23 protein-coding genes are annotated in these 23,445 nt (G+C 47.7%); 11 read left to right on the top strand and 12 right to left on the bottom strand.

Annotated elements, in window-relative coordinates; genetic code table 11:
- Nucleotides 1-34: 34 nt before the first annotated feature.
- From BLS64_RS00110 to BLS64_RS00090, 5 genes are read right to left on the bottom strand one after another with little or no spacing between them, the layout of a single operon-like run.
- On the bottom strand, nucleotides 35-832 hold the full coding sequence (locus tag BLS64_RS00110; protein WP_093110535.1) for a TPM domain-containing protein: 798 nt from the start codon (nucleotides 830-832) through the stop codon (nucleotides 35-37).
- Nucleotides 833-1,270 carry a TPM domain-containing protein gene (locus BLS64_RS00105; RefSeq protein ID WP_093110533.1) on the bottom strand — a complete coding sequence of 146 codons (438 nt, stop codon included), beginning with the start codon at nucleotides 1,268-1,270 and terminating at the stop codon, nucleotides 833-835.
- Between the two features lie 11 nt (nucleotides 1,271-1,281).
- Nucleotides 1,282-1,878 carry a LemA family protein gene (locus BLS64_RS00100; protein ID WP_093110531.1) on the bottom strand — a complete coding sequence of 199 codons (597 nt, stop codon included), beginning with the start codon at nucleotides 1,876-1,878 and terminating at the stop codon, nucleotides 1,282-1,284.
- Nucleotide 1,879: 1 nt separating this feature from the next.
- The gene (locus BLS64_RS00095) at nucleotides 1,880-2,209 is read right to left on the bottom strand and encodes a MerR family transcriptional regulator (protein WP_093110529.1); all 330 of its coding nucleotides are present in this window, start codon (nucleotides 2,207-2,209) and stop codon (nucleotides 1,880-1,882) included.
- Nucleotides 2,209-3,186 (bottom strand): M23 family metallopeptidase, encoded by a 978-nt coding sequence (locus BLS64_RS00090; RefSeq protein WP_093110527.1) that lies wholly within the window; start codon nucleotides 3,184-3,186, stop codon nucleotides 2,209-2,211. Before BLS64_RS00090 ends, BLS64_RS00095 begins: the two co-directional genes overlap by 1 nt.
- A 135-nt stretch (nucleotides 3,187-3,321) precedes the next feature.
- Here BLS64_RS00090 and alaS point away from each other — a divergent pair, with 135 nt between their 5' ends.
- The 3 genes from alaS to BLS64_RS00075 all read left to right on the top strand — a co-directional run bounded on the left by alaS (nucleotide 3,322) and on the right by BLS64_RS00075 (nucleotide 7,656).
- A complete protein-coding gene (gene alaS / locus BLS64_RS00085; protein WP_093110525.1) occupies nucleotides 3,322-5,934 on the top strand; it encodes an alanine--tRNA ligase in 2,613 nt (870 codons plus the stop codon).
- Between the two features lie 198 nt (nucleotides 5,935-6,132).
- On the top strand, nucleotides 6,133-6,999 hold the full coding sequence (locus tag BLS64_RS00080) for a GSCFA domain-containing protein (RefSeq protein WP_317039614.1): 867 nt from the start codon (nucleotides 6,133-6,135) through the stop codon (nucleotides 6,997-6,999).
- A 45-nt stretch (nucleotides 7,000-7,044) separates the two neighbouring features.
- Complete coding sequence (locus tag BLS64_RS00075) at nucleotides 7,045-7,656, top strand: DUF4230 domain-containing protein (protein ID WP_093110521.1); 612 nt, start codon at nucleotides 7,045-7,047, stop codon at nucleotides 7,654-7,656.
- Between the two features lie 3 nt (nucleotides 7,657-7,659).
- Here BLS64_RS00075 and BLS64_RS00070 read toward each other — a convergent pair whose 3' ends face one another.
- On the bottom strand, nucleotides 7,660-9,417 hold the full coding sequence (locus tag BLS64_RS00070; RefSeq protein ID WP_093110519.1) for an aromatic amino acid hydroxylase: 1,758 nt from the start codon (nucleotides 9,415-9,417) through the stop codon (nucleotides 7,660-7,662).
- A gap of 135 nt (nucleotides 9,418-9,552) precedes the next feature.
- Between BLS64_RS00070 and BLS64_RS00065 the strand changes: the two genes are divergently transcribed.
- The gene (locus BLS64_RS00065) at nucleotides 9,553-9,786 is read left to right on the top strand and encodes a hypothetical protein (RefSeq protein ID WP_093110518.1); all 234 of its coding nucleotides are present in this window, start codon (nucleotides 9,553-9,555) and stop codon (nucleotides 9,784-9,786) included.
- Nucleotides 9,787-10,104, top strand: a complete 318-nt coding sequence (locus BLS64_RS00060) for a type II toxin-antitoxin system RelE/ParE family toxin (protein ID WP_093110517.1) — start codon at nucleotides 9,787-9,789, stop codon at nucleotides 10,102-10,104. It begins immediately after the preceding gene.
- Between the two features lie 78 nt (nucleotides 10,105-10,182).
- Here the strand turns inward: BLS64_RS00060 and BLS64_RS00055 are convergent, their stop codons facing one another.
- From BLS64_RS00055 to BLS64_RS15110, 3 genes are read right to left on the bottom strand one after another with little or no spacing between them, the layout of a single operon-like run.
- Nucleotides 10,183-10,719 carry a DUF4136 domain-containing protein gene (locus BLS64_RS00055; RefSeq protein WP_093110516.1) on the bottom strand — a complete coding sequence of 179 codons (537 nt, stop codon included), beginning with the start codon at nucleotides 10,717-10,719 and terminating at the stop codon, nucleotides 10,183-10,185.
- An 18-nt stretch (nucleotides 10,720-10,737) separates the two neighbouring features.
- On the bottom strand, nucleotides 10,738-12,747 hold the full coding sequence (locus tag BLS64_RS00050) for a urocanate hydratase (RefSeq protein WP_093110515.1): 2,010 nt from the start codon (nucleotides 12,745-12,747) through the stop codon (nucleotides 10,738-10,740).
- 2 nt (nucleotides 12,748-12,749) lie between these two features.
- A complete protein-coding gene (locus BLS64_RS15110) occupies nucleotides 12,750-12,926 on the bottom strand; it encodes a DUF5522 domain-containing protein (protein WP_176763397.1) in 177 nt (58 codons plus the stop codon).
- 33 nt (nucleotides 12,927-12,959) lie between these two features.
- Here BLS64_RS15110 and BLS64_RS00045 point away from each other — a divergent pair, with 33 nt between their 5' ends.
- The 4 genes from BLS64_RS00045 to hemL are packed head-to-tail and all read left to right on the top strand — an operon-like array spanning nucleotide 12,960 to nucleotide 16,416.
- The gene (locus BLS64_RS00045) at nucleotides 12,960-13,286 is read left to right on the top strand and encodes a hypothetical protein (RefSeq protein ID WP_093110514.1); all 327 of its coding nucleotides are present in this window, start codon (nucleotides 12,960-12,962) and stop codon (nucleotides 13,284-13,286) included.
- Nucleotides 13,287-13,341: 55 nt separating this feature from the next.
- On the top strand, nucleotides 13,342-14,268 hold the full coding sequence (locus BLS64_RS00040; RefSeq protein WP_093110513.1) for a 1-aminocyclopropane-1-carboxylate deaminase/D-cysteine desulfhydrase: 927 nt from the start codon (nucleotides 13,342-13,344) through the stop codon (nucleotides 14,266-14,268).
- A gap of 1 nt (nucleotide 14,269) precedes the next feature.
- Entirely contained in the window at nucleotides 14,270-15,115 is an 846-nt protein-coding gene (locus BLS64_RS00035; protein WP_093110512.1) for a glucosaminidase domain-containing protein, read from the top strand.
- Nucleotides 15,116-15,129: 14 nt separating this feature from the next.
- Nucleotides 15,130-16,416, top strand: a complete 1,287-nt coding sequence (gene hemL / locus BLS64_RS00030) for a glutamate-1-semialdehyde 2,1-aminomutase (RefSeq protein ID WP_093110511.1) — start codon at nucleotides 15,130-15,132, stop codon at nucleotides 16,414-16,416.
- A 305-nt stretch (nucleotides 16,417-16,721) separates the two neighbouring features.
- Here the strand turns inward: hemL and BLS64_RS00025 are convergent, their stop codons facing one another.
- Nucleotides 16,722-18,239 carry a GH3 auxin-responsive promoter family protein gene (locus BLS64_RS00025; RefSeq protein ID WP_093110510.1) on the bottom strand — a complete coding sequence of 506 codons (1,518 nt, stop codon included), beginning with the start codon at nucleotides 18,237-18,239 and terminating at the stop codon, nucleotides 16,722-16,724.
- Between the two features lie 118 nt (nucleotides 18,240-18,357).
- On the opposite strand from BLS64_RS00025, the gene BLS64_RS00020 reads away from it, so the two are divergent.
- Complete coding sequence (locus tag BLS64_RS00020; RefSeq protein WP_093110509.1) at nucleotides 18,358-19,152, top strand: DUF2797 domain-containing protein; 795 nt, start codon at nucleotides 18,358-18,360, stop codon at nucleotides 19,150-19,152.
- A 3-nt stretch (nucleotides 19,153-19,155) separates the two neighbouring features.
- Here BLS64_RS00020 and BLS64_RS00015 read toward each other — a convergent pair whose 3' ends face one another.
- Nucleotides 19,156-21,792 carry an AsmA family protein gene (locus tag BLS64_RS00015; protein ID WP_093110508.1) on the bottom strand — a complete coding sequence of 879 codons (2,637 nt, stop codon included), beginning with the start codon at nucleotides 21,790-21,792 and terminating at the stop codon, nucleotides 19,156-19,158.
- A gap of 188 nt (nucleotides 21,793-21,980) precedes the next feature.
- Here BLS64_RS00015 and folK point away from each other — a divergent pair, with 188 nt between their 5' ends.
- Entirely contained in the window at nucleotides 21,981-23,102 is a 1,122-nt protein-coding gene (gene folK, locus BLS64_RS00010; protein WP_093110507.1) for a 2-amino-4-hydroxy-6-hydroxymethyldihydropteridine diphosphokinase, read from the top strand.
- Nucleotides 23,103-23,169: 67 nt separating this feature from the next.
- Here folK and BLS64_RS00005 read toward each other — a convergent pair.
- Nucleotides 23,170-23,445: integrase core domain-containing protein (locus BLS64_RS00005; RefSeq protein ID WP_143019251.1), on the bottom strand; the 276-nt coding region annotated here is incomplete at its 5' end.

Raw genomic sequence — 23,445 nt, 5'->3', positions numbered from 1 at the left:
CTGAATTCTAACTTCTAAGCTCTAACTTCTAAAACTACCAGCCTCCTCCGGCGCCGCCTCCACCAAAGCCTCCGCCGCCGAAACCGCCACCAAAGCCGCCTCCGCCGCCGAAGCCTCCGCCACCGCCAAAGCTTCCGCCGCCAAAACCGCCACGGCCCAGGCTGCTGAGAACAAGGATGTCCAGCAAACCACCGCCTCTTCTGTGGCCGCCGTTCCTGCCACCGCCACGCTTGTTGCGCTGACTCAGTACGATCATGAAAAAGATGAAGATGATTGCGAGTATAATAAATCTTGGAGTTGCTCCGCCGCCGTTCCTGGCTTGCGGAGTGCCCTCATAAGTTCCGGCCATGACTTCAAAGATCGCAGTGGTACCGGCATCGAGTCCGCCGTAGTAGCTGCCTCTTCGGAATTCGGGTAAAATGATATTTTCAACGATCTGCTTGGAGAGGGCATCGGTAAGCGTGCCTTCGATTCCGTATCCTGTGGAGATCCAGATCTTTCGTTCCTGTTCGGCCAGCAAGATCAAAATTCCGTTGTCTTCATCGGCCTGACCGATTCCCCATTCATGAGCCCATTCCGCAGAATAGGTGCCAATGTATTCTCCCTGCAGGGATTCAATGGTCGCGATCACGATCTGGGTGGAAGTGGTATCGGCGTAGTTGATCAGCTTCTGTTCGAGGCTTCTTTCTTCAGAAGTGCTCAATACGTCAGCCTCATCATATACACTGGTTTCCTCTGAGGGTTTGGGCGGAATGTCACGCTGTGCCGTTGCTGTGAAAACTACACAGCACAAGAGGAGCAATAAGGTGAAATTCCGTTTGAAATTTTTCATTTATCTGGATATTTTATCCGAAAGTTGGTTTTCATCAGTGCCTTCATCCCAGGGGAAATGAACTTGGAGTTCATGTCCGGCCCGGGTAATTCCGTTGATCAAGCCTTGTTTAAAGTTGCCTTTTTTGAATTCGGCGACGATCTCGTCTTTGGTGCTTTCCCAGAAATCGGGCGGTACCACGTCATTGATCCCCTTGTCACCGTAGATCACGAAATTGCGGTCGTCTATGGCCACATAGATGAGCACACCGTTATCCTGCTTGGTGTTGTCCATCTTTAAGAGGTGGAAAACCTCCATGGCACGTTTCCAGATGTCACCTTTGCTGGACTTTTCGATATGCACCCGGATCTCTCCCGACGTTTTCTTCTCGGCCTGTCTTATGGCTTCTACCACTTCTTCTTCCTCCTGCTGGGTCAGGAACTCCTCAATTTTAGCCATTTTTCAAGGTTTTAAAATTCAAATTCCACTTCGGGGGCGGTTTCTGCCCCTGCATCGGCTTCGTAAACAGGCATCCTGTCAAAACCATACATGCCTACAATGATATTGTTAGGAAATTGCCTTATGTATCTGTTGTACTCGGTAACCGATTCATTGTAGCGGTTTCTTGCCACGTTTATGCGGTTCTCTGTGCCTTCCAGCTGAGACTGTAGCTGCTGAAAGTTTTGTGTAGCCTTCAGTTCCGGATAACGTTCAACCGTAACCAGTAAGCGCGATAGGGCAGAAGAGACCTGACTTTGCGCCTGCTGGAACTGCTGCATTTGAGCTTCGCTCATGTTTTCGGCATCGACGTTGATCGAGGTAGCCTTTGAGCGGGCTTCGATAACTTCGGTTATAGTGCTGCGTTCAAAGTCGGCAGCTCCTCTAACGGTGTTCACCAGGCTGGGGATGAGGTCATTCCTGCGCTGGTAAGAGCTTTCCACATCGGCCCAGGTCTTGCGAGCCTGTTCCTGCTTGTCTACTGCGTTATTATATTTCCCCGCAAAAAGTAAATAGATTCCCAGAACGATTGCACCGATTATCAATACGGGTACGAGCCATTTTTTCATGTTACAGTTGGTTTTTTAGTTTTATTAAAGTTGATTTTATGTTCTCTAACTTTCTGATTATTTCAAAGTTAGATAATGTTTTTTGTCTTTCTTCCTTTAAGTGGATCTTTGCGCCTTCCAGTGTAAAACCTCGTTCTTTGACCAGGTGGTAGATCAACTCCAGGTTCCTTATGTCTTCTTTGGTGAACTTGCGGTTGCCCTTGGCATTCTTCTTCGGCTTGATCACATCAAACTCCTTTTCCCAAAATCGAATTAGGGATGTGTTCACTCCAAAGGCATCGGCCACTTCGCCAATGCTGTAATACAGTTTTTCGGGTAGGTCTACGTGCATTAATCCAGGGATTGGTTTTCTTGTTGCGCCTGCTGCAGGATCTCGTCATACTCTGCGGGCGATAAATGTCCGTAGTAAAAGTTAAGCGGATTGATCCTGTCATCATCCTTGAAGATCTCATAATGTAAGTGAGGTCCCTGTGAACGGCCAGTACTTCCTACAAACCCAATAAGGTCTCCGCGCTTTACCTTTTGTCCTGCCCTCACATTGTACTTGTAAAGATGGGCATAGAGGCTGGTGTAACCAAATCCATGATCAATGCGAATATGTCTTCCGTAGCCGCTGGAGCGATTATCGGCCCTGCGTACCACACCGTCTCCCGATGCATAAACAGGAGTACCTCGGGGGGCCGAAAAGTCCATTCCGTAGTGGAATTTTCTCACCTTGGTAAAAGGGTCGGTTCGCCAGCCATAACCTGAGGCCATGCGTTTGAGATGTTCGTTCTTTACAGGCATAATGGCGGGGATAGAAGCCAGTAAAGCCTGCTTATCCTCGGCCAGGCTCACGATCTCGTCAAGGGAGCGCGACTGCACTACCAGGCGTTTGGTGAGGATATCCAGTTTTTTATGGCTTTCAATGATCAGTTTTGAATTGTCAAAACCTTCCAGGTCCTTGTACCTGTTGATCCCGCCGAAACCAGCCAGTCGCTGCTCTTCAGGAATAGGATTGGCCTCAAAGTAAAGTCGGTAGATGTTATTGTCACGGTCTTCAACATTGGCCAGTACTTCCTGCACCTGGTTCATTTTTCGGTTTAACAGCCCGTACTGAAGTTTCATGTTTTCCAGCTCCCGTCTCAGGGCTTTTTCCTTGGGAGTTTCAAGTTGCGGAATGTTGAGGTAGATGACCAAAAGAATGAATCCGGCAAGGAATGCTCCTGCAATACTCAAAAAGACAATTCCCAATTGCCGGCCCTTCCTTCGCTCTATTTTTTTATAGGAAAGCGTCTCACTGTCGTAATAATATTTAACCTTCGACATAAGTTAAATTATGCTATTTTTGCGTTACTGTGCATGTTGCAAAAACAGTGCAACAATAAGGTTGAGAAACGAACAAATATAGAAATTGTTTTTTCTCCCGCATAATTTAATAAATACTGAAAACATTATTCCTACATGAGATCCCAGGATATTCGCAAGCATTTTTTAGAATTCTTTAAATCCAAAAACCACAGCATCGTTCCCTCGGCGCCCATGGTGATCAAAGATGATCCCACGCTGATGTTCACTAACGCGGGGATGAACCAGTTCAAGGAGTTCTTTTTAGGAAATGGGACCCCTGTAAATTCGCGGGTTACCGATACCCAGAAATGCCTGCGGGTAAGCGGGAAGCACAATGACCTGGAAGAGGTGGGGAAAGATACCTATCACCACACCATGTTCGAGATGCTGGGCAACTGGAGTTTTGGAGATTACTTCAAGAAAGAAGCTATTGAGTGGGCTTGGGAATTATTGACCGAAGTCTATAAGATCGATAAAGAAATTCTTTACGTGTCTGTTTTTGAAGGGAACGAGGAAGAAGAGATTCCTGTTGACGGCGAGGCACTGGAACTTTGGAAAAAGATCGTACCTGAGGATCGAATCATCTTTGGGAATAAAAAAGACAACTTCTGGGAAATGGGAGACCAGGGGCCGTGCGGACCTTCTTCGGAAATCCACGTGGACCTGAGATCGGAAGAGGAAAAAGCGAAGATCCCCGGAAGGGAGCTGGTGAACCAGGACCACCCATTAGTAGTGGAGATCTGGAACCTGGTATTCATCCAGTTCAACAGAAAAGCTGATGGTTCCCTGGAAAAACTGCCGGCGCAGCATGTGGATACGGGAATGGGCTTTGAGCGCCTGTGTATGGTGTTGCAGGGAGTAAAATCCAATTACGATACAGATGTTTTTACTCCGCTGATCAAGGAGATCGAGAAGATCACCGGTTCCACATACGGAAAAAATGAAGAGACTGATATCGCCATCCGCGTGATCGCCGACCACGTGCGTGCCGTGGCCTTCGCCATTGCCGACGGGCAGCTGCCGGGAAGTACCGGTGCCGGTTATGTGATCCGCAGGATCCTGAGAAGAGCGATCAGATATGGGTTCACATTTTTGAACCAAAAAGAAGCCTTTGTTTACAAGCTGGTGGATACGCTGAGCAAACAAATGGGCGAAGCTTTCCCCGAGCTGCGTGCCCAGCAGAACCTTTGCGAAAATGTGATAAGAGAGGAAGAAAATTCCTTTTTACGCACCCTTGACCAGGGGCTCATCCTGCTGGACCAGATCATGCAGGAAACTCCCGATAAAAAAGTATCGGGAAAAAAGGCTTTTGAACTGTACGATACCTTTGGGTTTCCTATAGATCTTACAGCTTTGATCCTTGGTGAAAAAGGATATTCTCTTGACCAGAAAGAATTTGAAGAAGAACTGCAGAAGCAGAAAGACCGTTCCAGAAGTGCTTCAAAAGTGATCTCCGGAGACTGGCAGGAAGTCAATGCCGGGGAGACCGAAGGTTTCGTGGGCTATGACACGCTTGAGGCTGAGGTGAAGATCTTGCGTTACCGAAAAGTAAAATCAAAGAAAGAAGGCGAGCTGTACCAGCTGGTCTTTGATAAAACTCCTTTTTATCCCGAAGGCGGGGGACAGGTAGGGGATAAAGGGGTGCTGGAAAGCGAATCAGGTGAAGTGATCTACATTACCGACACCCGGAAGGAAAATAACCTGATCATTCACCTTTCAAAAGACCTTCCGCAGGACCTTTCGGGAACATTTAAAGCGGTGGTGAACGCGGCAAGAAGAGCGCGAACCGCGGCTAACCATTCGGCCACCCACCTGCTGCACCAGGCATTGAGAAATGTGCTGGGAACGCATGTGGAGCAAAAAGGATCCATGGTGCAGAGCGATTACCTGCGTTTCGATTTTTCCCATTTCAGCAAAGTGACTGCGGAAGAGATCCAAGAGATAGAGGATTTCGTGAATACCCGCATCGCCCATAAATTGCCCCTGGTTGAAAATCGGGAGATGACCTACGAGGAAGCCATTAATGACGGGGCTATTGCTCTTTTTGGTGAAAAATACGGAGACAAAGTTCGCGCGATCCGGTTTGGAGATTCCATTGAACTTTGTGGCGGAACTCACGTTGGTAACACAGCCGACATCTGGCATTTTAAGATCATTTCCGAAGGTGCTGTAGCTTCAGGTATACGCCGAATCGAAGCCATTACTTCGGAAGCGGCCAAAGATTATTTCGTTTCCCAGACCGAAGTGTACAGCGAGATCAGGGCGGTGCTGAAAAACCCGAAGGACCCGGTAAAAGCGGTAATGAACCTGCAGGACGAGAATACCGAACTTAAGAAACAGGTAGAAGCCCTGCTGAAGGATAAGGCCAAGAACCTGAAAGGTGACCTTAAGAACGAGATCAAAGAGATCAACGGAGTGAACTTTTTGGCAAAAAAGGTGGATCTGGATGCCGGCGGGATCAAAGACCTGTCTTTCCAGTTAGGGGATGAAACAGACAATCTATTCCTAATTTTTGGAACCGAACAGAACGGGAAGGCCCTGCTTTCCTGCTATATCTCAAAAGAACTGGCAGCTGAAAAAGACCTGCATGCCGGCAAGATCGTCAAGGAACTCGGAAAATTCATCCAGGGTGGCGGTGGCGGACAGCCATTTTACGCTACCGCCGGCGGGAAGAATCCGGCAGGGATCAATGAAGCCCTTCAGAATGCGGAAAAGTATATAAAATAGCATAGCAAACCTGCAAGGTCTTTTTCTGACCTTGTAGGTTCTTCAATCAAATATTTCAGACCTATAAGGTTTTCAAAACCTTGCAGGTGATAAGGAAGTACGAAAAGAAACCCAACCTATAGAGCGATAGACTTCAGGACCAAAATACCCATTCAGCCTAAGGAGCCGAAGATCACCTACGAATCCCGGATCCTGCTTTTGGGTTCCTGTTTTGTAGAGAACATTGGGAAGAAACTGGAGTACTTCAAATTCCGGAATTTCCTGAACCCTTTCGGTATTTTATTTCATCCCTCGGCCATTCGGGCGTTCCTGGAAAATGTGCGGTCAAAAAAGCGTTTTTCAGAAGAAGATATTTTTTATCACAATGAGGCCTGGCATTTCTTTGGGGCGCATTCAGATCTTAACAGCAGTGATAAAGGCGAGATCCTGGAGCGGCTGAATACGGCGGTAGAGGAGACAGCCGAATTCTTAAGATCGGCCACTCAAGTTATCATCACTCCGGGTACCGCCTGGGGCTATCGCTTTAGGGAGTCCGGAAAAGTGGTGGCCAACTGCCATAAAGTTCCGCAGAAGAACTTCAGCAAAGAGCTGCTGGAGGTGAAAGAGGATCTTGTAAGATGTGTGGAGATCGTGAAAGAGCTGAATCCTTCCGCAGCGATCATTTTTACGGTAAGTCCCGTCCGACATATAAAGGATGGATTCCTCGAAAATCAGCAGAGCAAGGCAAAACTTATTTCAGCGATCCATGAAATTGTTGCCGAACAGTCCAATACAGAATATTTTCCCTCTTATGAGGTCATGATGGATGAGCTGCGAGATTACCGCTTCTATGCCGAAGATATGGTGCATCCAAACGAGGTAGCTATAGATTACATCTGGGAAAGGTTCAGGGAAACCTGGATCTCTGCAGAAGCCGGGCAGGTGATGAAAAAGATCGATGGCATCCAAAAAGGGCTTTCTCACCGGCCTTTCAATGAAGCTTCTGAAGCGCATCAAAAGTTCAAAAAGGACCTGCAAAAGAAGATAGAGGAGATCCAAACCTCGCACCCGCAAATAAGATTCTAACATTTTATTCAAAAAAAGACAGCTGCTTATTTGTAACTTCAGGTTATGAGAAAATTCATTTTAGGCGCTGTTTCGGTATTGCTGATCGTACTTGGCTTGCGGTATTGTGAACGTCGTGATGCCGAAAAGGACCGGCTTGAGGAAAGCACCGCGTTAATTCAGCAGCAGGTAAAGAACGTGGGAAAGCTGGTGGTGACCGAAGGAACTTTTTCGCAGGTCTATACCTATAAAGATTCCCGAAAGTTCTATTTCGACGTATTCTCTGCCAGGAAAAAGGCCCTGATCGTGGTGAACGCGAAAGCTACCGTCGCTTACGATCTTAGCAAGCTGAAGGTGGAGGTGAACGAAGAGGAAAAGACCGTAACCATCACCCATATCCCGAAAGAAGAGATCTCGATCTATCCCGATATTCAGTACTACGACGTGACCCAGGATTACCTTAACCAGTTCGAGGCCGAGGATTACAACAAGATCAAAAGCCGCATCAGAAAATCCATTCGTGAGAAAGTCGAGAAATCCTCTTTAAAATCGAACGCGCAGAACAGGCTCATCAGTGAATTGCAAAAGATCTATATCCTTACCAGTTCCCTGGGCTGGACCCTGGAATATAAAGGAGAGAAATTCGATTCCGGAGAATTGAAGGAGCTTAAGCTCTAAACCTTATCCCGCTACAAAGTCTGATTTTACGGTGTTCACCCCACCGTCTATTAGATGAGCAACTTCAGGTCGGTTTGATTTGACCTCTTCAAGGTGCTGCAGTACTTCCGAAGCCAGCTTTTCATCCTTGTCGTGGGCCAGTTCAAAGATCTCTACTGAAAGCAGCCAGTCCTTTGGATGGTGCTTTTTCAGAATATCAAAAGCGGCTTGCAGTGAGAACTTCGTGTTCTTGCCTTCCCGGATATTTCTCACCGACTCGTAAAGCGATTCCAGTTCCTGTTTTTCCGGAGTTTTCTTGCTCTTGATGGTAGTCGAAGAAGGTTTGTGGGTGATCATGTCAAATGAGTGCCAGTCAGCCGGGCCGGCAAAAGCCGAGATCACTTCTTTACCTACCGCCATGTCATATTTCCCCCACTCGGGCTGGAAGAGCATTTCGTCGTTGTAGGTGACGGTACAATCCTTCAGGCTTATCAGAATGACCTTGCCCTGCAGGTTGCGAGTACCGGTAATGATCTCTCCTTTTACTACCACGCCGCCTTCGAATTCGAAGGTGATCTTTTCGCCTTCATAAATGTCGTAGGCGCGAAGGTCACGCGGACTCATGTCTTCGATCGCCAGGTTGATGCCTTTCAATTTTCCCACGGGAGAGCCAAATCCTTCGGGATGATTTTCGGTGCCATGGCCCACCAGTTCCTTTTCCCTGGCAGCAAGGGCGGTTTTTCCGGTGGTCTGGAAATAAATGGGTTTGCCTTCATGTTCTATGACCCTTGAAAAGTTTCCGGAGATCTGTATCCCCGTACTTAATTCAATGGTGCCAATATTCTTGGAATTAATAAGCTTTTTCAATCCTTCCAGTCCGCCGACCCGCAGGGCCATTTTATTGGCAAACTCCTCCAGGACCGAGCTCAGGTGAGCGAAATCTGGAGTGACATACAGCTGCGGCTGAGGTTTGGTGATATCAAAATCCTGCTTCGCGGCCTCAATGGTGTAAGGGATCTTCTTCACCTTATCGGTCATGCACCAGGTACTTTCCCCAATAGAAGAAAGTAGTCCGGCCCCGTAGATCTTCGGGTTCTCCACTGTGCCAATGAGTCCGTACTCCACGGTCCACCAGTGCAGGTTTCTTATCTGGGCCATTTCACTTGGCTCCGGATTCTTGTTCTGTAACTCATCCACACGCTTTTCTGCAGCTTCTATCTCTTGCTGCGGAGTGTCTTCGGCTTCTTTGATGATCGAAAGGTGGCGAATGGCTTCGTACACCTCGTAATCATGCGCGCTGGAAATGGCCTTGCAGCCTATCTCTCCGAAGCGACGCAGGTATTCGGCATATTCAGGGTTGGCAATAATGGGTGCGTGTCCCGCTCCTTCGTGGATGATATCGGGGGCAGGGGTGTATTCAATGTGCTCCAGCTGCCTGATGTCACTGGCAATTACCAGTACGTTGTAGGCCTGAAACTCCATAAAAGCTGCCGGCGGAATAAAACCGTCAACGGCCACGGCTGCCCAGCCGATCTCCTTCAGGATCCTGTTCATCCCGTACATGTTGGGAATGTGGTCTATGGAAATTCCGGTTTGCCGCAGTCCGTCAAGATAAGAGGAATGGGCTACCTGGCTCAGGTACTCCACGTTCTTGCGCATCACATACCTCCACACCGCCTGGTTAATTGGGGTGTACTCCTCATAATTCTGAGGCTTGATGAATTGTTTGAGGTGCGCCGGTAGACGGTCAATTATCTCGTTGGATTCAAATTCTTGTTCCATAAAAATCGGTAATAAACAGGTGCTTAAAGATACAAAAATATTGGACTTGCAAGTTGTTGATATTTAGGCTGAAAGGACTGGAGGAAGGCACATACATTAAGCAGATAATTTGTATTTTTGAATAAAACATCCCTTATGGATCTGCAAAAAAGGAAAATAGAATTTGTTCAGGAATTTTTAAAGCTTCAAAGTGAAGAGGTGATAACCCGCCTGGAAGAACTTCTGAGGAAGGAAACGAATAGCCTTGTTCAGGAGAATTCTAAACCTATGACCAAAGAGGAATTGAATGAGCGAATTGATATTTCTGAAGCAGATTTTCAAAACAATCGATTCAAAAGATCTTCAGACCTACTGAAGAAATATCAGTAAATGACATTTGAAATTATCTGGTCAGATTTTGCAGAACGGCAATTAGATCTAATTTTTCTCTACTATCTGGAAAATGCCGGAAAAAGGACAGCTATAAGAATGGTTCAGGACATTGTTAATGAATCTAACAGCTTAAAAAAAGATCCTTTTATTGGGCAGAAGGAAGAATTACTTATAGGCAGAGAAATAATTTACCGCTATCTTTTAAAAAAGAACTTCAAAATTATATATTCGGTTGATCAGGTCAAAGGTTTTATAAAAATTGCAGATGTATTTGATACGCGGCAAGATCCTGCCAAAATAAATAGAACTCAATAATTTGAAATTTTATTAGCCACAAAAAAAGCCGCTAAAAAAATCAATTTTTAACGGCTTCAGCTCGGGGGGACTGAACGATTAATTTCGTCCCGGGGGATATTTTTCCAGGATCTCCTCAACGATCTCGTTGATCCTTTCCTGTTTACGGTCAACTTCACGGGCAAGCGCGGCGGTACCCATTCCCTGCCATACCAGTTCTTTCTTATCGGCGTCGATAAGATCGATATACAGGGTTCCTTCGGTGGTCGAACTCACGGTGTTATAGCCGGAGCCCCAGTACCAGGGATGCCATCCCCAGCCATAGCCGTAGGCGTAGTTGTTATTGTAGATGTTGATATTCTCCCTGGTCTTGGTGAAAATGCTCACCAGCATATCGGGGTTATCAGATTTGGTAAGACCTTTTTGCTGCAGTTCAGCCTCAATGGCCCTAAGGATCCTTTTCTTATCGAGATCAGAAATGTCTGCCTTATCGATTCCCGGTTTAAAGAAAGCGAAGGTTTGATACTGATTAAAATTCACGTTCTGGTCATAATCTGTAGCGACTTTAACGCTGCTGCACGAGGTGAGTACCAGGGCGAACAGTAACGCGACAGTGGTAATTTTCAATGATCTCATAATCCTTGGGTTTTGGTTTTACAATAAACTTTCATCTACCATATTAGGAATGGTGATCTGTAACTGCGGCTCTGTTTCCATGGCCCGTTTGATCGCAAACAGCGCGCCCTCATTTCGGGCCCAGGACCGGCGGGCGATCCCGTTGTTTACATCCCAGTATAACATAGACTTAAGTCGTCTTTCGGACTCTTTATTACCCTCAAGAACCATACCGAATCCGCCATTGATCACTTCTCCCCAGCCAACACCGCCGCCGTTATGAATGCTCACCCAGGTGGCACCTCTAAAGCTGTCGCCTATCACATTGTGAATGGCCATGTCGGCCGTGAAGCGGGATCCGTCATAGATATTCGAGGTTTCCCGGTAAGGGGAATCGGTTCCTGAAACGTCGTGGTGATCCCTTCCAAGGACCACGGTTCCTATCTCTCCTTTGGCGATGGCGTCGTTGAAAGCTTTGGCGATCTCTATTCTTCCCAGGGCATCGGCATAAAGAATCCGTGCCTGGGAACCTACCACCAGCTTGTTCTCCCTGGCACCCTGTATCCACTTGATATTGTCCTGCATCTGCTGCTGAATCTCTTCGGGGGAATTCTCTTTTAGCCTCTGAAGCACTTCGGTAGCGATGGCGTCGGTTTTGTCCAGGTCTTCCTGTTTTCCGGAAGCACATACCCAACGGAAAGGTCCGAAGCCATAATCAAAGCACATGGGGCCCATAATGTCCTGTACGTAACTCGGGTATGCGAAATTCTCCTTGTCTTTGGCTTTTTCGGAAGTCACGAAATTGCCCTGTTCGTCTTTATAGATCTTAGCGCCCGCCCTGGAAGCCTCGAGTAAAAAGGCATTTCCGTAATCGAAGAAATAGGTGCCTTTTTGGGTGTGGCGGTTGATCGCCTCTGTCTGCCTTCTGAGACTCTCCTGAACCTTTTCTTTGAACTTTTCCGGATCATTGGCCATAAGCTCCTTTGACTCCTCAAAGGAAAGTCCCACCGGATAATAGCCTCCTGCCCACGGATTGTGAAGGGAGGTCTGGTCGCTTCCCAGGTCAATATGCAGGTCTTGCTTCTCGAATTCCTCCCATACGTCCACCACGTTGCCCTGGTAGGCGAAAGAGATCGTTTTCTTTTCTTCTTTAGCCTTTTTTACTTTTTCAACCAGCTCATTGAGATCGGTCACTACCTCGTCTACCCAGCCTTGTGAATGACGGGTTTCTACCGCTTTGGGATTCACCTCGGCACACACCGTGATACAGCCTGCAATGTTCCCTGCCTTTGGCTGGGCGCCGCTCATTCCTCCTAAACCTGAGGTAACGAATAAGGACCCTCCTCCTTTACCTATCTTCCTTAGACCGTTGAGCACGGTGATGGTAGTTCCGTGCACGATCCCCTGCGGACCAATGTACATATAACTTCCCGCGGTCATTTGTCCGTACTGGGTGACGCCAAGGGCGTTGAACTTCTCCCAGTCATCCGGTTTTGAATAGTTCGGGATCATCATCCCGTTGGTGACCACCACCCTTGGGGCGTCCTTGTGAGATGGGAACAGCCCCATCGGGTGTCCCGAATACATGACCAAAGTTTGCTCCTGGCTCATCTCGGCCAGGTATTTCATCACCAGGCGGTACTGCGCCCAGTTCTGGAACACGGCACCGTTTCCTCCATAAGTGATAAGTTCGTGTGGGTGTTGGGCCACCTTCGGATCAAGATTGTTCTGGATCATGAGCATGATGGCTTTGGCCTGCTCGCATTTTCCGGGATACTCTTCGATGGATCGGGCATACATGTCATAATCTGGCCGCAGCCTGTACATGTAGATCCTGCCGTAGGTTTCCAGTTCCTCACGAAATTCAGGAAGAAGTTCGGCGTGGTGCTTCGGCTCAAAATACCGCAGCGCGTTGCGCAGGGCGAGCTTCTTCTCCTCCTCGTTCAGGATCTCCTTGCGCTTTGGCGCGTGGTTCACATTTGGGTCGTATGCTTTGGCTGCAGGCAGTTTATCGGGAATTCCTTCTAAGATCGCTTTTTTGAAGTCCATAATTATTCTTTGGTCTGTTGATCGGTTTTTTTGTTGTACCCATACGGGCAGTGGCGGCAGCCGCTTTGGCAGCAATAACCACGCTTTAGGTGGTATTGTTCGGTAAAACAGCGGTAGCCTTCTGGGGTGAGATAATAGTCTCCTTCTTCTAAAGGAATTTTTTTCTTGAAAAAACTCATATCACAAAAATAGCATTTTCTTATCTTGTCCTCATGTTTGTGGTGGTAAATAAATTCATCCTGGCCAGGCATTTTGATGGCGTGGTACTTTGGCCCTTTATAGTCCTGAAGCGGGAAGAACTGAAGAAGAACCCGGTGTTCATGAACCACGAACGCATTCACCTGAAGCAGCAGGTGGAAATGCTGCTCATCTTCTTTTTTATCTGGTATTTCTTTGAATACTTCATACGTCTCATCAAATACCGCGATTCCTATAAGGCCTATAGCAGGATCTGTTTTGAGCGGGAGGCCTATGCTAATGAGAAAGATCTTGGCTATATCACCAATCGAAAATTCTGGGCCTTTCTAAAATACCTGTAAGTTCTTCGGAAAGTGCCGCATCTTTTCTGACCTTTGCATTTTAGAAGAGAATCTTGTGCTATTATTTGAAGATCATCCTGTAATTCCGAATCAGTTCGTCGCTGAAGTTTCCGGAGTTTCCGTTTTTATGAAGCGGGAAGACCTGCTGCATCCCGAGGTTTCGGGGAATAAGTTCCGCAAGCTGAAGTACAACCTCAAAAATGCCATTTCTGAAGGGCATGAGTCCGTGCTCACATTTGGAGGGGCTTTTTCAAACCATATCGCCGCGACCGCAGCGGCGGGGAAAGCATTCGGGATCAATACCATCGGCGTGATTAGAGGAGAGGAGCTGGGGCTGGATCTGCAGAAAACGCTTCGGGAGAATCCGACCCTGAATTTTGCCGCTTCCTGCGGAATGACCTTCGAGTTTGTGTCCCGGGCGGCTTACCGGGAAAAGACTTCCGAAGAATTTTTAAAAAGGCTTCAGGAAAAATTCGGGAAATTCTACACTGTTCCCGAAGGCGGAACGAACAACCTGGCCGTAAAAGGCTGCGAAGAGATCCTTTCCGCAGAAGATAAGGAATTTGATGAGATAAGCTGCGCCGTTGGTACCGGCGGAACGATTTCGGGGCTTATCAATGCTTCCGAAGAGAGCCAGAAGGTCTTGGGGTTTCCTGCCCTGAAGGGTGATTTTCTCAATGCCGAAGTGGCGCAGTTCAGCGAAAAAAATAACTGGGAACTTATAACAAATTACCATTTTGGGGGTTATGCTAAGGTGGACCGGGAGCTCATCCTCTTCATAAATGACTTTAAAAGGCGATACGGAATTCAGCTTGATCCCGTCTATACCGGCAAGATGATGTTTGGGCTTTTTGATCTCATCGGGAAGGGTTATTTTTCTAAAAATACTCGTATTTTAGCCATTCATACGGGAGGGCTGCAGGGTATTGCCGGCATGAACAACAGACTTAAAAACAAAGATTTACCCCAAATTGAATTTTAAAATGAAAGTTACTGTTAAGATCTTATTGCTCTTATTGGTATTCACTGCTTTTTCCTGCGGAAGCAAAAAGAACGTTGCCGGCAGCAAGCAGAAAAAAGAACAACGAATCGATGAAGGCACCCGCATGGCGGTTGAGGAAATCACAGGGTTGTCTGACGGGGAAAGGGAAATTCTCGAAGCCCCTAAGCCTAAAAAATATGTAGATAAGATCTCGGCTTACATTAATACTTACGCGCCCATAGCCCAGGAGGAGATGAGACTTTACAAGATACCTGCCAGCATCACCCTGGCCCAGGGGATCCTGGAATCGGGGGCCGGCGAAGGGGAGCTCACCCGCAAGGCGAACAATCACTTCGGAATAAAATGTCACGGCTGGAAAGGCGGCGGAGTATATCATGATGATGACCGCCCACAGGAGTGTTTCCGAAAATACAACCACCCGAAATATTCCTATCGCGACCATTCTTTATTCCTGACCGAAAGGAAAAGATATGCAGCGCTTTTTGAGCTGAAGCCCGATGATTACAGGGGCTGGGCAAAAGGCCTGAAGGCGGCCGGCTATGCTACAGACCGCAAATACCCCGACAAGCTCATCAACCTGATAGAACGCTATGAACTGTATAAGTATGACGGACAGGTGCTGGGTAAAAAGGCAGTGGCTTATAAAGAGACAAAAAATGAAAAGGCTCAGCAAGCGCCCTCGGCGCAGCAGTATGTGGTAAAGCAGGGAGATACCCTGTATTCCATCGCCAAACGCTACCGACTCACGGTAGAGCAATTAAAACAATACAATAATTTACGGGATAACAATATTGGGATAGGACAAACCCTTTACGTTACCCCCTAAAAGGAAATTTCATTATGATCTATAAGAGAAGCAGCGAGTTGTTCGCTGCCGCGAAAGAAGTGATCCCAGGAGGAGTGAATTCGCCAGTAAGGGCTTTTAATGCCGTTGGCGGGGAACCTTTGTTCATAAAGGAAGCCAAGGGAGCCTATATGTATGACGAAGACGGAAATAAGTATATCGACTATATCAATTCCTGGGGGCCGCTTATCCTGGGCCATGCTTTTGACCCGGTGGTGAACGCGGTGATCGAAAAGGCTAAAAAAGGAACCTCTTTCGGAACCCCTACCGAGATCGAAACCACGATCGCCGAGCTGGCCGTGTCTATGGTGCCGAACATTGACAAGATTCGATTCGTGAATTCGGGAACCGAAGCCTGCATGAGTGCGGTGCGCCTTGCCCGCGGCTTCAAGAACAGGGAAAAGATCATCAAGTTTGCAGGCTGTTATCATGGCCACAGTGATTCTTTCCTTATCCAGGCAGGAAGCGGGGCAGTGACCTTTGGAACTCCCAACAGCCCCGGGGTGACTCAGGGTACGGCGAAAGATACTTTGCTGGCTACCTATAATGACCTGGAAAGCGTCGAAGATCTGCTTAAAGCCAACCAGGGGGAGATCGCCTGCATCATCCTGGAGCCTATCGCCGGGAATATGGGATGTATTCCTCCAAAAGAAGGTTTTTTGGAAGGCCTTAGAAAACTATGTGATGAATATGATGTTTTATTGATCTTTGATGAGGTGATGACCGGCTTCAGGCTGGCGAGAGGCGGGGCACAGGAGCTGACCGGTGTGGATGCCGATATTGTTTGCTTCGGAAAAGTGATTGGTGGCGGATTACCCGTCGGGGCCTTTGCTGCCCGAACAGAGATCATGGATTACCTGGCGCCAACCGGCCCTGTTTACCAGGCGGGTACCCTTAGCGGGAATCCGTTGGCCATGGCTGCCGGACTGGCTATGCTCACCGAGCTGAATGATAATCCTGAGATCTATACCAGCCTGGCCCAAAAGACAGAATATCTTCATAAAGGTATTGCTGAAGTCCTTATCAAAAACAACGTAACACACACCATCAACCGCAGGGGGTCAATGATCTCTGTGCATTTTGCTGAAGAGGCGGTGGTGGATTTCACCTCGGCGGCTAAAGGGAATAACGATACTTTCAAAAAGTTCTTCCACGGGCTGCTCGAGAACGGGATCTATATCGCGCCAAGCGCGTTCGAAACCTGGTTCCTGACCGATGCCCTTTCTTACGAAGACCTGGACGCGACCATCGCGGCGGTCGATAAGGTGTCGAAGGAATTGTAGAATATAACGACAACCCTGTCAGGGGTTTTGAACCCTGACAGGGGTTATAAGTCAAACCTAACAGGTTTTAGAAACCTGTTAGGTTTTTTGGTTATTTGTCATACCGGAAATATGTCGCTCCTCTGGAGCTCTTTTTCAAACTGGTCAACCTTCTATAGATATGCCGCTCCTCCGTAGCTATAGATATGTCGCTCCTCTGGAGCTGTGGAAAAGAATAAAAACAATTATACGTTGTGAAGAATAATTTCCCCTGGATAAATAAATTAACTTCCAACTTCCAACTTCCAACTTCTAAAATCTAACGTCTAAACACCATTCATTTCCAGCAACTCTTCCACGTAGTGCCGCTGATTGCTAAGGCGGGGGATCTTGTGCTGTCCGCCGAGTTTATCCCGTTTTTTAAGCCAGTCGTAAAAGAGCTTTTCCCGGGCCTGGTGTACCTTAGGCGGATTAAGGGTCATGTTGTTAAAGCGCTTGGCTTCATAATCACTGTTGATGCTTTGCAGGTATTGATCAAAACAGTGGGTGAAGTGGTCAAAATTTTTCGGGGGAGTTTTAAATTCGATGATCCATTCATGGGCTCCTTTTTCCTTCCCCTGCATAAAAACGGGTGCCGCGGTATAGTCCACGATCTCGCATCCTGTTTCTTCGGAAGCTTTTTTTAGGGCCTCTTCGGCATTTTCGATGATCAGCTCCTCGCCAAAGACGTTGATGTGGTGCTTGGTGCGGCCGGTGATCTTAATGCGGTAAGGATGCAGCGAAGTGAATCTTACCGTATCCCCGATCTTGTAGCGCCAGAGTCCGGCATTGGTGGTGATAAGCACCGCGTAATTCTTGTCCTTTTCGACTTCAGACAGTGGGATCACCTTTTCTTCAGGCGTTCCGAAGGTATGCATCGGAATGAACTCATAGAACACCCCGTAGTCCAGCATCAGCAATAATTCCTTGGAGTCGTTGCTGTCCTGGATGGCAAAAAAACCTTCCGAAGCATTGTAGATCTCGTAATACCTGAAATCATCGCGCGGCAGGATCTTTTGGTACTGGTCAATATAAGGCAGGAAGTTCACCCCGCCGTGGAAATAGGCTTCCAGGTTAGGCCAAATTTCGAACAGGTTCTCCTTACCGGCGGCTTCAAGAGCATTGTTCAGCAAGACCAGCATCCAGGAAGGCACTCCGGCCAGGCTGGTGACATTTTCATCCAGGGTTTCGTTTACGATGGCTGGCATTTTCACCTCCCAATTGCTCATGAGGGAAACCTCGTTGCTGGGAGTGCTGCTGTATTCTGCCCAGAAAGGCATGTTGTCGATAAGAATGGCCGAAAGGTCTCCGAACTGGGTGCCGTTTTGCTTATAGATCTCCTTGCTGCCGCCCAGCCGCAGGCTCTTTCCGCTGAAAAGCTGTGAATCGGGGTTGTTATTGAGGTACATGCAGAGCATGTCCTTTCCCGCCGCATAATGGCAGTTTTCCAAAGACTCTTCGCTCACCGGAATGAACTTGCTCTTGGCATTTGTAGTGCCGCTGCTCTTGGCAAACCATTTGATGGGAGTCGGCCAAAAGATGTTGATTTCGCCCCTTCGGCTGCGTTCAATATCGGGCTCAAAGTCCTCGTATTGCTGCAGGGGGACGCGGGCCGCGAATTCCTCATAGCTGGTCATGGAGGCGAAGTCGTATTTCTTGCCTACCTCTGTATTTTTGGCTTTTTGGAGGAGTTTCTTGAGCAGCTCGAACTGTACCTCATGAGGGTATTTAATGAACAATTCCATTTGGTGAATACGCTTCTTGAGGAACCAGGAAGCCACGGAATGAACTAAAGGAATTGGCATTTTTCTTTTTATCTTTAGGCCCTCAAACGCCGGGGCGCCTGTAAGGGGAAACCGGTTAAAAATAAAACTATTCTGATTGCTGGCAAAAACTGCGATCGATAAAATTTAAAGACGATATATGATCTACGAAGGAGTACTTACCAAGATGAAGACAGAGCTGAAGGAAACGGTGCAGTACTATATGATCTTTGAACAGGACTTCCTCAACGTGAACCAGGTAATAGACAAGAAGCTCAGCATCAATTTTCTGCATTATTTCTGCCTCAATTGCGAAAAGGAAAAGAAGATCTTCACTAACGGAGTGTGCTACCAGTGTTTCAGCACCCTTCCCGAAATGGGGGAGTGGGTGATGCGCCCTGAGCTGAGCACCGCGCACCTGGGGCAGGAAGACCGTGACCTGGACTATGAACAAAAAGCCCAGCTGCAGCCGCATATCGTCTACCTGGCCAATTCGAGCAATGTGAAAGTGGGGGTGACCCGAAAAAGTCAGGTGCCAACCCGCTGGATAGACCAGGGTGCGCATGAGGCCATTGAGATCGTAGAAGTCCCCAATCGCTATCTTGCGGGGATCACAGAAGTGGCGCTGAAGGAGCACGTTTCAGATAAGACCAACTGGAGGAGAATGCTCACCAATGACCTGAAAGACCTGGACCTGCAGCAGATAAAGGAAGACCTTAAGCAGTACCTGCCCGAAGAGGTGAAGGATTATTACCTTGCCAGCTCTAAAGAGCTGGAGATCAAATTCCCCGTGCTAAATTATCCTGCAAAATGCCGATCTCTAAACCTGCAGAAAACCCCATTTTATGAGGGTGTGCTGAAAGGGGTAAAAGGACAGTATCTCATTTTTGAGGATGGGACGGTCTTCAATGTAAGGAAACACGAAGGCTACGGCGTAGCCCTCACCGTGCAGTAGCCTCTACTGGTTCGTAGTATCCTTTTTCTTTTTCTTTCCGCCCAGGATGCCTCCCAGGATATCCCTGGCGGCTTCTTTCACCACTTCTTCCTGGGTCCTGACCGAATCCTTCTTCTGGGTTTGTCCGGCCGTGGTAGTGTCTTTCCCGGTTTTGCCGGTGATGATATCGGTTAGAATACCTTTTCCTTTTTCCTGCAGCTTCTCTGTCTGGCTGGCAATTATCTTCTGGGTAAGGTTGCTTACGGCCTGCTCCATGTTGAGGTTGATCCTTGGGTTGTTGAATGTGCCCGTAAGGTCAACCGGCAGGGCTACGGTCATGGAATCCTGTGCCGTGGCGCTGAGTTTTGAAAGGGTGGAACCCAACTGATCCCCCAGGTATTTGGCCGGGATCTTCAGCGCCAGGTTGTAGCGCATGTTCTGGTCAAAGCCGTGGCTTCCCGAAGCGGTGGCCTTGATCCCCTTGATATTGAAATCGAACGGCTGCACCTCTACCTGCCCGTTGTTGAAGGTGAGGTTTGTCCTGAGGTCTTTCAGGTTGAGGTTGTTGAGGTCGATGAAATTCAGGTTCTGATCCAGTTGCGCCAGCAGGGGAGTTTGCTCCGGTTTCACCCTGGCTCCCAGCACTTCTGCCAGGGCATTTCCTGCCAGGGTCTGCAGTTTAGGAGTAAGGTCTTCGTTCAGATTTCCGCGAAGATCGAGATTGGTGGAGAGGTTCCCCTGCAGGGCCTGGGCGATGGGCGCCAGGTTTCGCAGCAGTTCCATGTCTCTGAAGGCCTGCGCGATGTCAATGGAATTGAGGTCCAGCTTCATTCCAAAGGTGGGAACAGGTTCGCCGGTAGAGACATTTCCGTTAAGGTTGATGCTGCCGTTAAAGATACTGGCGGTAACGTTCTGCAGGCTCGCCGTCTCATTGTTAATGGCCAGTTTCCCTTTGGCGTTCTTCAAGACAAGATTATCGTATAAAACCTGGTCTGCCACAAAATCCAGTTGCACATCCAGGAAAGAAGGGATCTTTATTGCCTCTTCGGCTGTCGCGGCTGTTTGCGTGCGGGTGCTTTCTGTTTCTGCGGAAGGCTTTTCCTTCACCATGAAATCATTCACCGAAAAAGATTTGGAGCGGGCGGTGAAATTTCCCTTCAGTTTTTGGTCGGTGAACATGTAACCCATGAAGTTCTGGATGTTCCCGTTTACGGCCAGATCGGTACTGCCGGTGGTGGCCAGGAAATCCTGCAGGGCCACATTCCCCGAATTGAACTTCATGGTCGCCGTGGCCAGTTTGATCTCGTTCGGGATCTCCGGAGAGCTGTAACTGAAGTTCCTGATGGTGGCGATCCCGTTGCTTTGCACGTTCTGGTATTGCTCTTTTTCAATGGACTCCATGTCAAAACTGGTCGACATGTCAGCGGTCACCATCCCGTTAAGGTCCTGCTCCAGTTCCAGCGGATAGGCTTTTTCCAGGTTGGCCAGGTTAATGCTGCCTTTCACTGCCATGTCTACCAGCATGTTTCCGGTAAGATTCCTCAGTTTCCCATTGGCCCTGAAGGCGTCCTGGTCTATCCTGAAGTTGAGGGTGTCTATGTTGACGTAGGTGTCGTCGGCCAGGCCGGTGGTGTTCATCACCTCGGCGGCAATGGTAATGTCTTCCACCTTCTTCGGAAGGTCGGGATATTTAAAGGAGGCATTATCAGAGTTAATGTTGATCTCCATCTTTGGGATGTAGGTCTCGTCCACTATTCCGCGGATGAAGCCATTCACCACAAAGTCGCCGCTGGTCTCCACCTCTTCTATGTTCTTGGAGTATTCTTCGGGGATGACCGCCAGGAAGTTCTTGAACGAGGAGCTGGGAGTCTTGAAGGTGATGTCCACCTCGTTGTTGTCTTCGTTCACCTTCACGTAGCCGTCAAAGGTGAGCGGCAGCTGATTGATAAGGGCTTCGTTCTCGAGAAAGGAATATTTCTGATTTTCCAGGTCCATCATGAAATCGGCCTCCAGCTGCACTTTATTTCTATTGAGGTACTTTACTTCATCTACTACCAGGCTCACCAGGGCAGAGGAGAAAGTGCTCAGGGTAGAGTTCTGAGCCGAAAGGTCTCCGTTTCCTTTATGGTTGAGATCCTCCACCAGCAGTTTGATGCCGGCTCCCTTGTCATAATAGCTCACCCTGGAGTCATTCACCTCGTAATGCTGCATGTCGAACTCAAAGCCCCCGCCACCGGATGTTTTTGTGGCCGATGTATCTTCAATGGCTATGTCATAGTTGTTGTTTCCCAGGGAGTCTACCTTTATATTGAGCAGGGTGCGGTTGAGTTTGAGGGCATCAATTCGCAAGGGTTTTCCACTGTCCCTGAAAAGTTCCATGACCGACATTTGCAGGACCACTTCCTCACTAAAGGCCAGGGTGTCTCCTGCAAAGGGGGCGTTATTCACCACGCTCAAGTCTTCAATGCCCAGGGTGGCGTCGGGAAAATTCCGGAAAAGGCTGAGATCGATATCGGCAAAAGCCACCTGCGCATTGAGGTTTTCATTGATGGTCTTTTGCACCAGGTCCTTCAGCTGTTTTTCAAAAAGAATGGGTGTGAGCAGGAGTATTAACAGGATGACTCCCACTGCGATCGCAGCTATTTTCAGAAATTTTTTCATAAAAAGAACATTTTAAAAAGTTATTTCAAAGCACAGGTTTAAACCTCCTGTGAAAATATCAGCTGGGATGTTAAAGGCCTCTTTGTGTTAAAACTCTTTCTAACAAAGTTAAGAGTATGTGGTTTTGTTTTATTTAATTTGCTGTGAAATTTACGCCTTTAGTCTTACTAAATTTTTCTTAAACACCCTTGAATCCTCCAAAAACAGTCTTTATAGCCCTTGGTAGCAACGAGGGAAATCGTTTTGACCTTCTTCAAAAGGCTGTAAATGAGATTCAAAAAAGGGTTGGAGACGTGCAGAAGATCTCCCCTGTTTACGAAACCCCTGCCTGGGGTTTTGAAGGCAATGCTTTTTTAAATGCCTGTGTGGCCGTAGACAGCCGTTTCGAACCCGAAGAAGTGCTGGAAAAGCTGTTAAAGATCGAAACTTCCCTGGGCAGAAAGAGAAGTTCAGAACAGGGTTATGCCAACCGCAGCATGGATCTTGACATTGTACTGGTGGAAGAGGAGGTGCACGATACAGAGAACCTGCAGGTGCCGCATCCCCAAATGCTCAACCGTAAGTTCGTGCTGCTGCCGCTGGCCGATATCGCCGCGGAAGTGAAACATCCTCTTCGCAATGAGAAGATAAAGAACTTGTTAAATCAAACTCCTGATACTTCCGAAATCACGAAAATTCCGCAGGAACTGAAGAAGCCGTCAAGCTTTACTTTTTCCAGGTATAATTACATTGCCGTGGAAGGGAACATCGGGGCGGGAAAGACCAGTTTTGCCACCATGGTGTCGCAGGATTTCAACGCGAAGCTTATCCTGGAGCGGTTTAAAGACAATCCCTTTCTTCCGAAGTTCTATGAAGACCAGGCGCGATATGCTTTTTCGCTGGAAATGTCATTTTTGGCCGACCGTTACCAGCAGCTCATCGATGACCTTGCCCAATACGACCTGTTCAAGGATTTCGTGATCTCAGATTATGACGTGTTCAAGTCGCTGATCTTTGCCAAGATCACCCTGCACGAAGACGAATACCTGCTGTACCAGAAGCTTTTCCACCTCATGTATAAAGAACTGGTGAAGCCGGATCTTTACGTATACCTGTACCAGAACACCGACAGGTTGCTGGAGAACATCAAGAAAAGGGGGAGGGATTATGAGCAGAACATTCAGCACGATTACCTGGCCAACATCAACCAAAGCTATCTTTCATTTATCAAGTCTCAGCCTGGACTCAACGTAAAGATCATCGATATTTCTGAACTGGATTTTGTCAGCAACCGGGAAGATTATCTCAAGTTGCTGGAAGAGTTAGTGTAAAGGTTTAAGGTTTAATGTTCAAGGTTCAATGTTTGAGCTTGCCTGAATATGGTTGCCTTTTTTCAGGTTAATAATTAATCTTTAATATTGGTCTTTGTTCAGTAGTTAAGTGCTGAACAAAGTTTACAAATTCTTGTGGTTTTTTATTCTTTAGTGAACCATGTGGCCGCTCATTGTTGTATAAATAAACCACCTTTTTTATCATTCTCTGAGCCTCGGTTAATGTTAGATCCATATGTCTAAAATCTATGTATTCGTTTTTGAGAATACCATTCAACGATTCCGCATGAGCATTTTCCCAGGCTTTTCCACCCATACTGGGAGTGGTTAAATAATGTTCATG

It is taken from the genome of Salinimicrobium catena, from assembly GCF_900102915.1.
Classification (GTDB): Bacteria; Bacteroidota; Bacteroidia; order Flavobacteriales; family Flavobacteriaceae; genus Salinimicrobium; species Salinimicrobium catena.
Note: the sequence above shows the minus strand (reverse complement) of the source record. Positions and strands in the feature narration are given on the sequence as shown.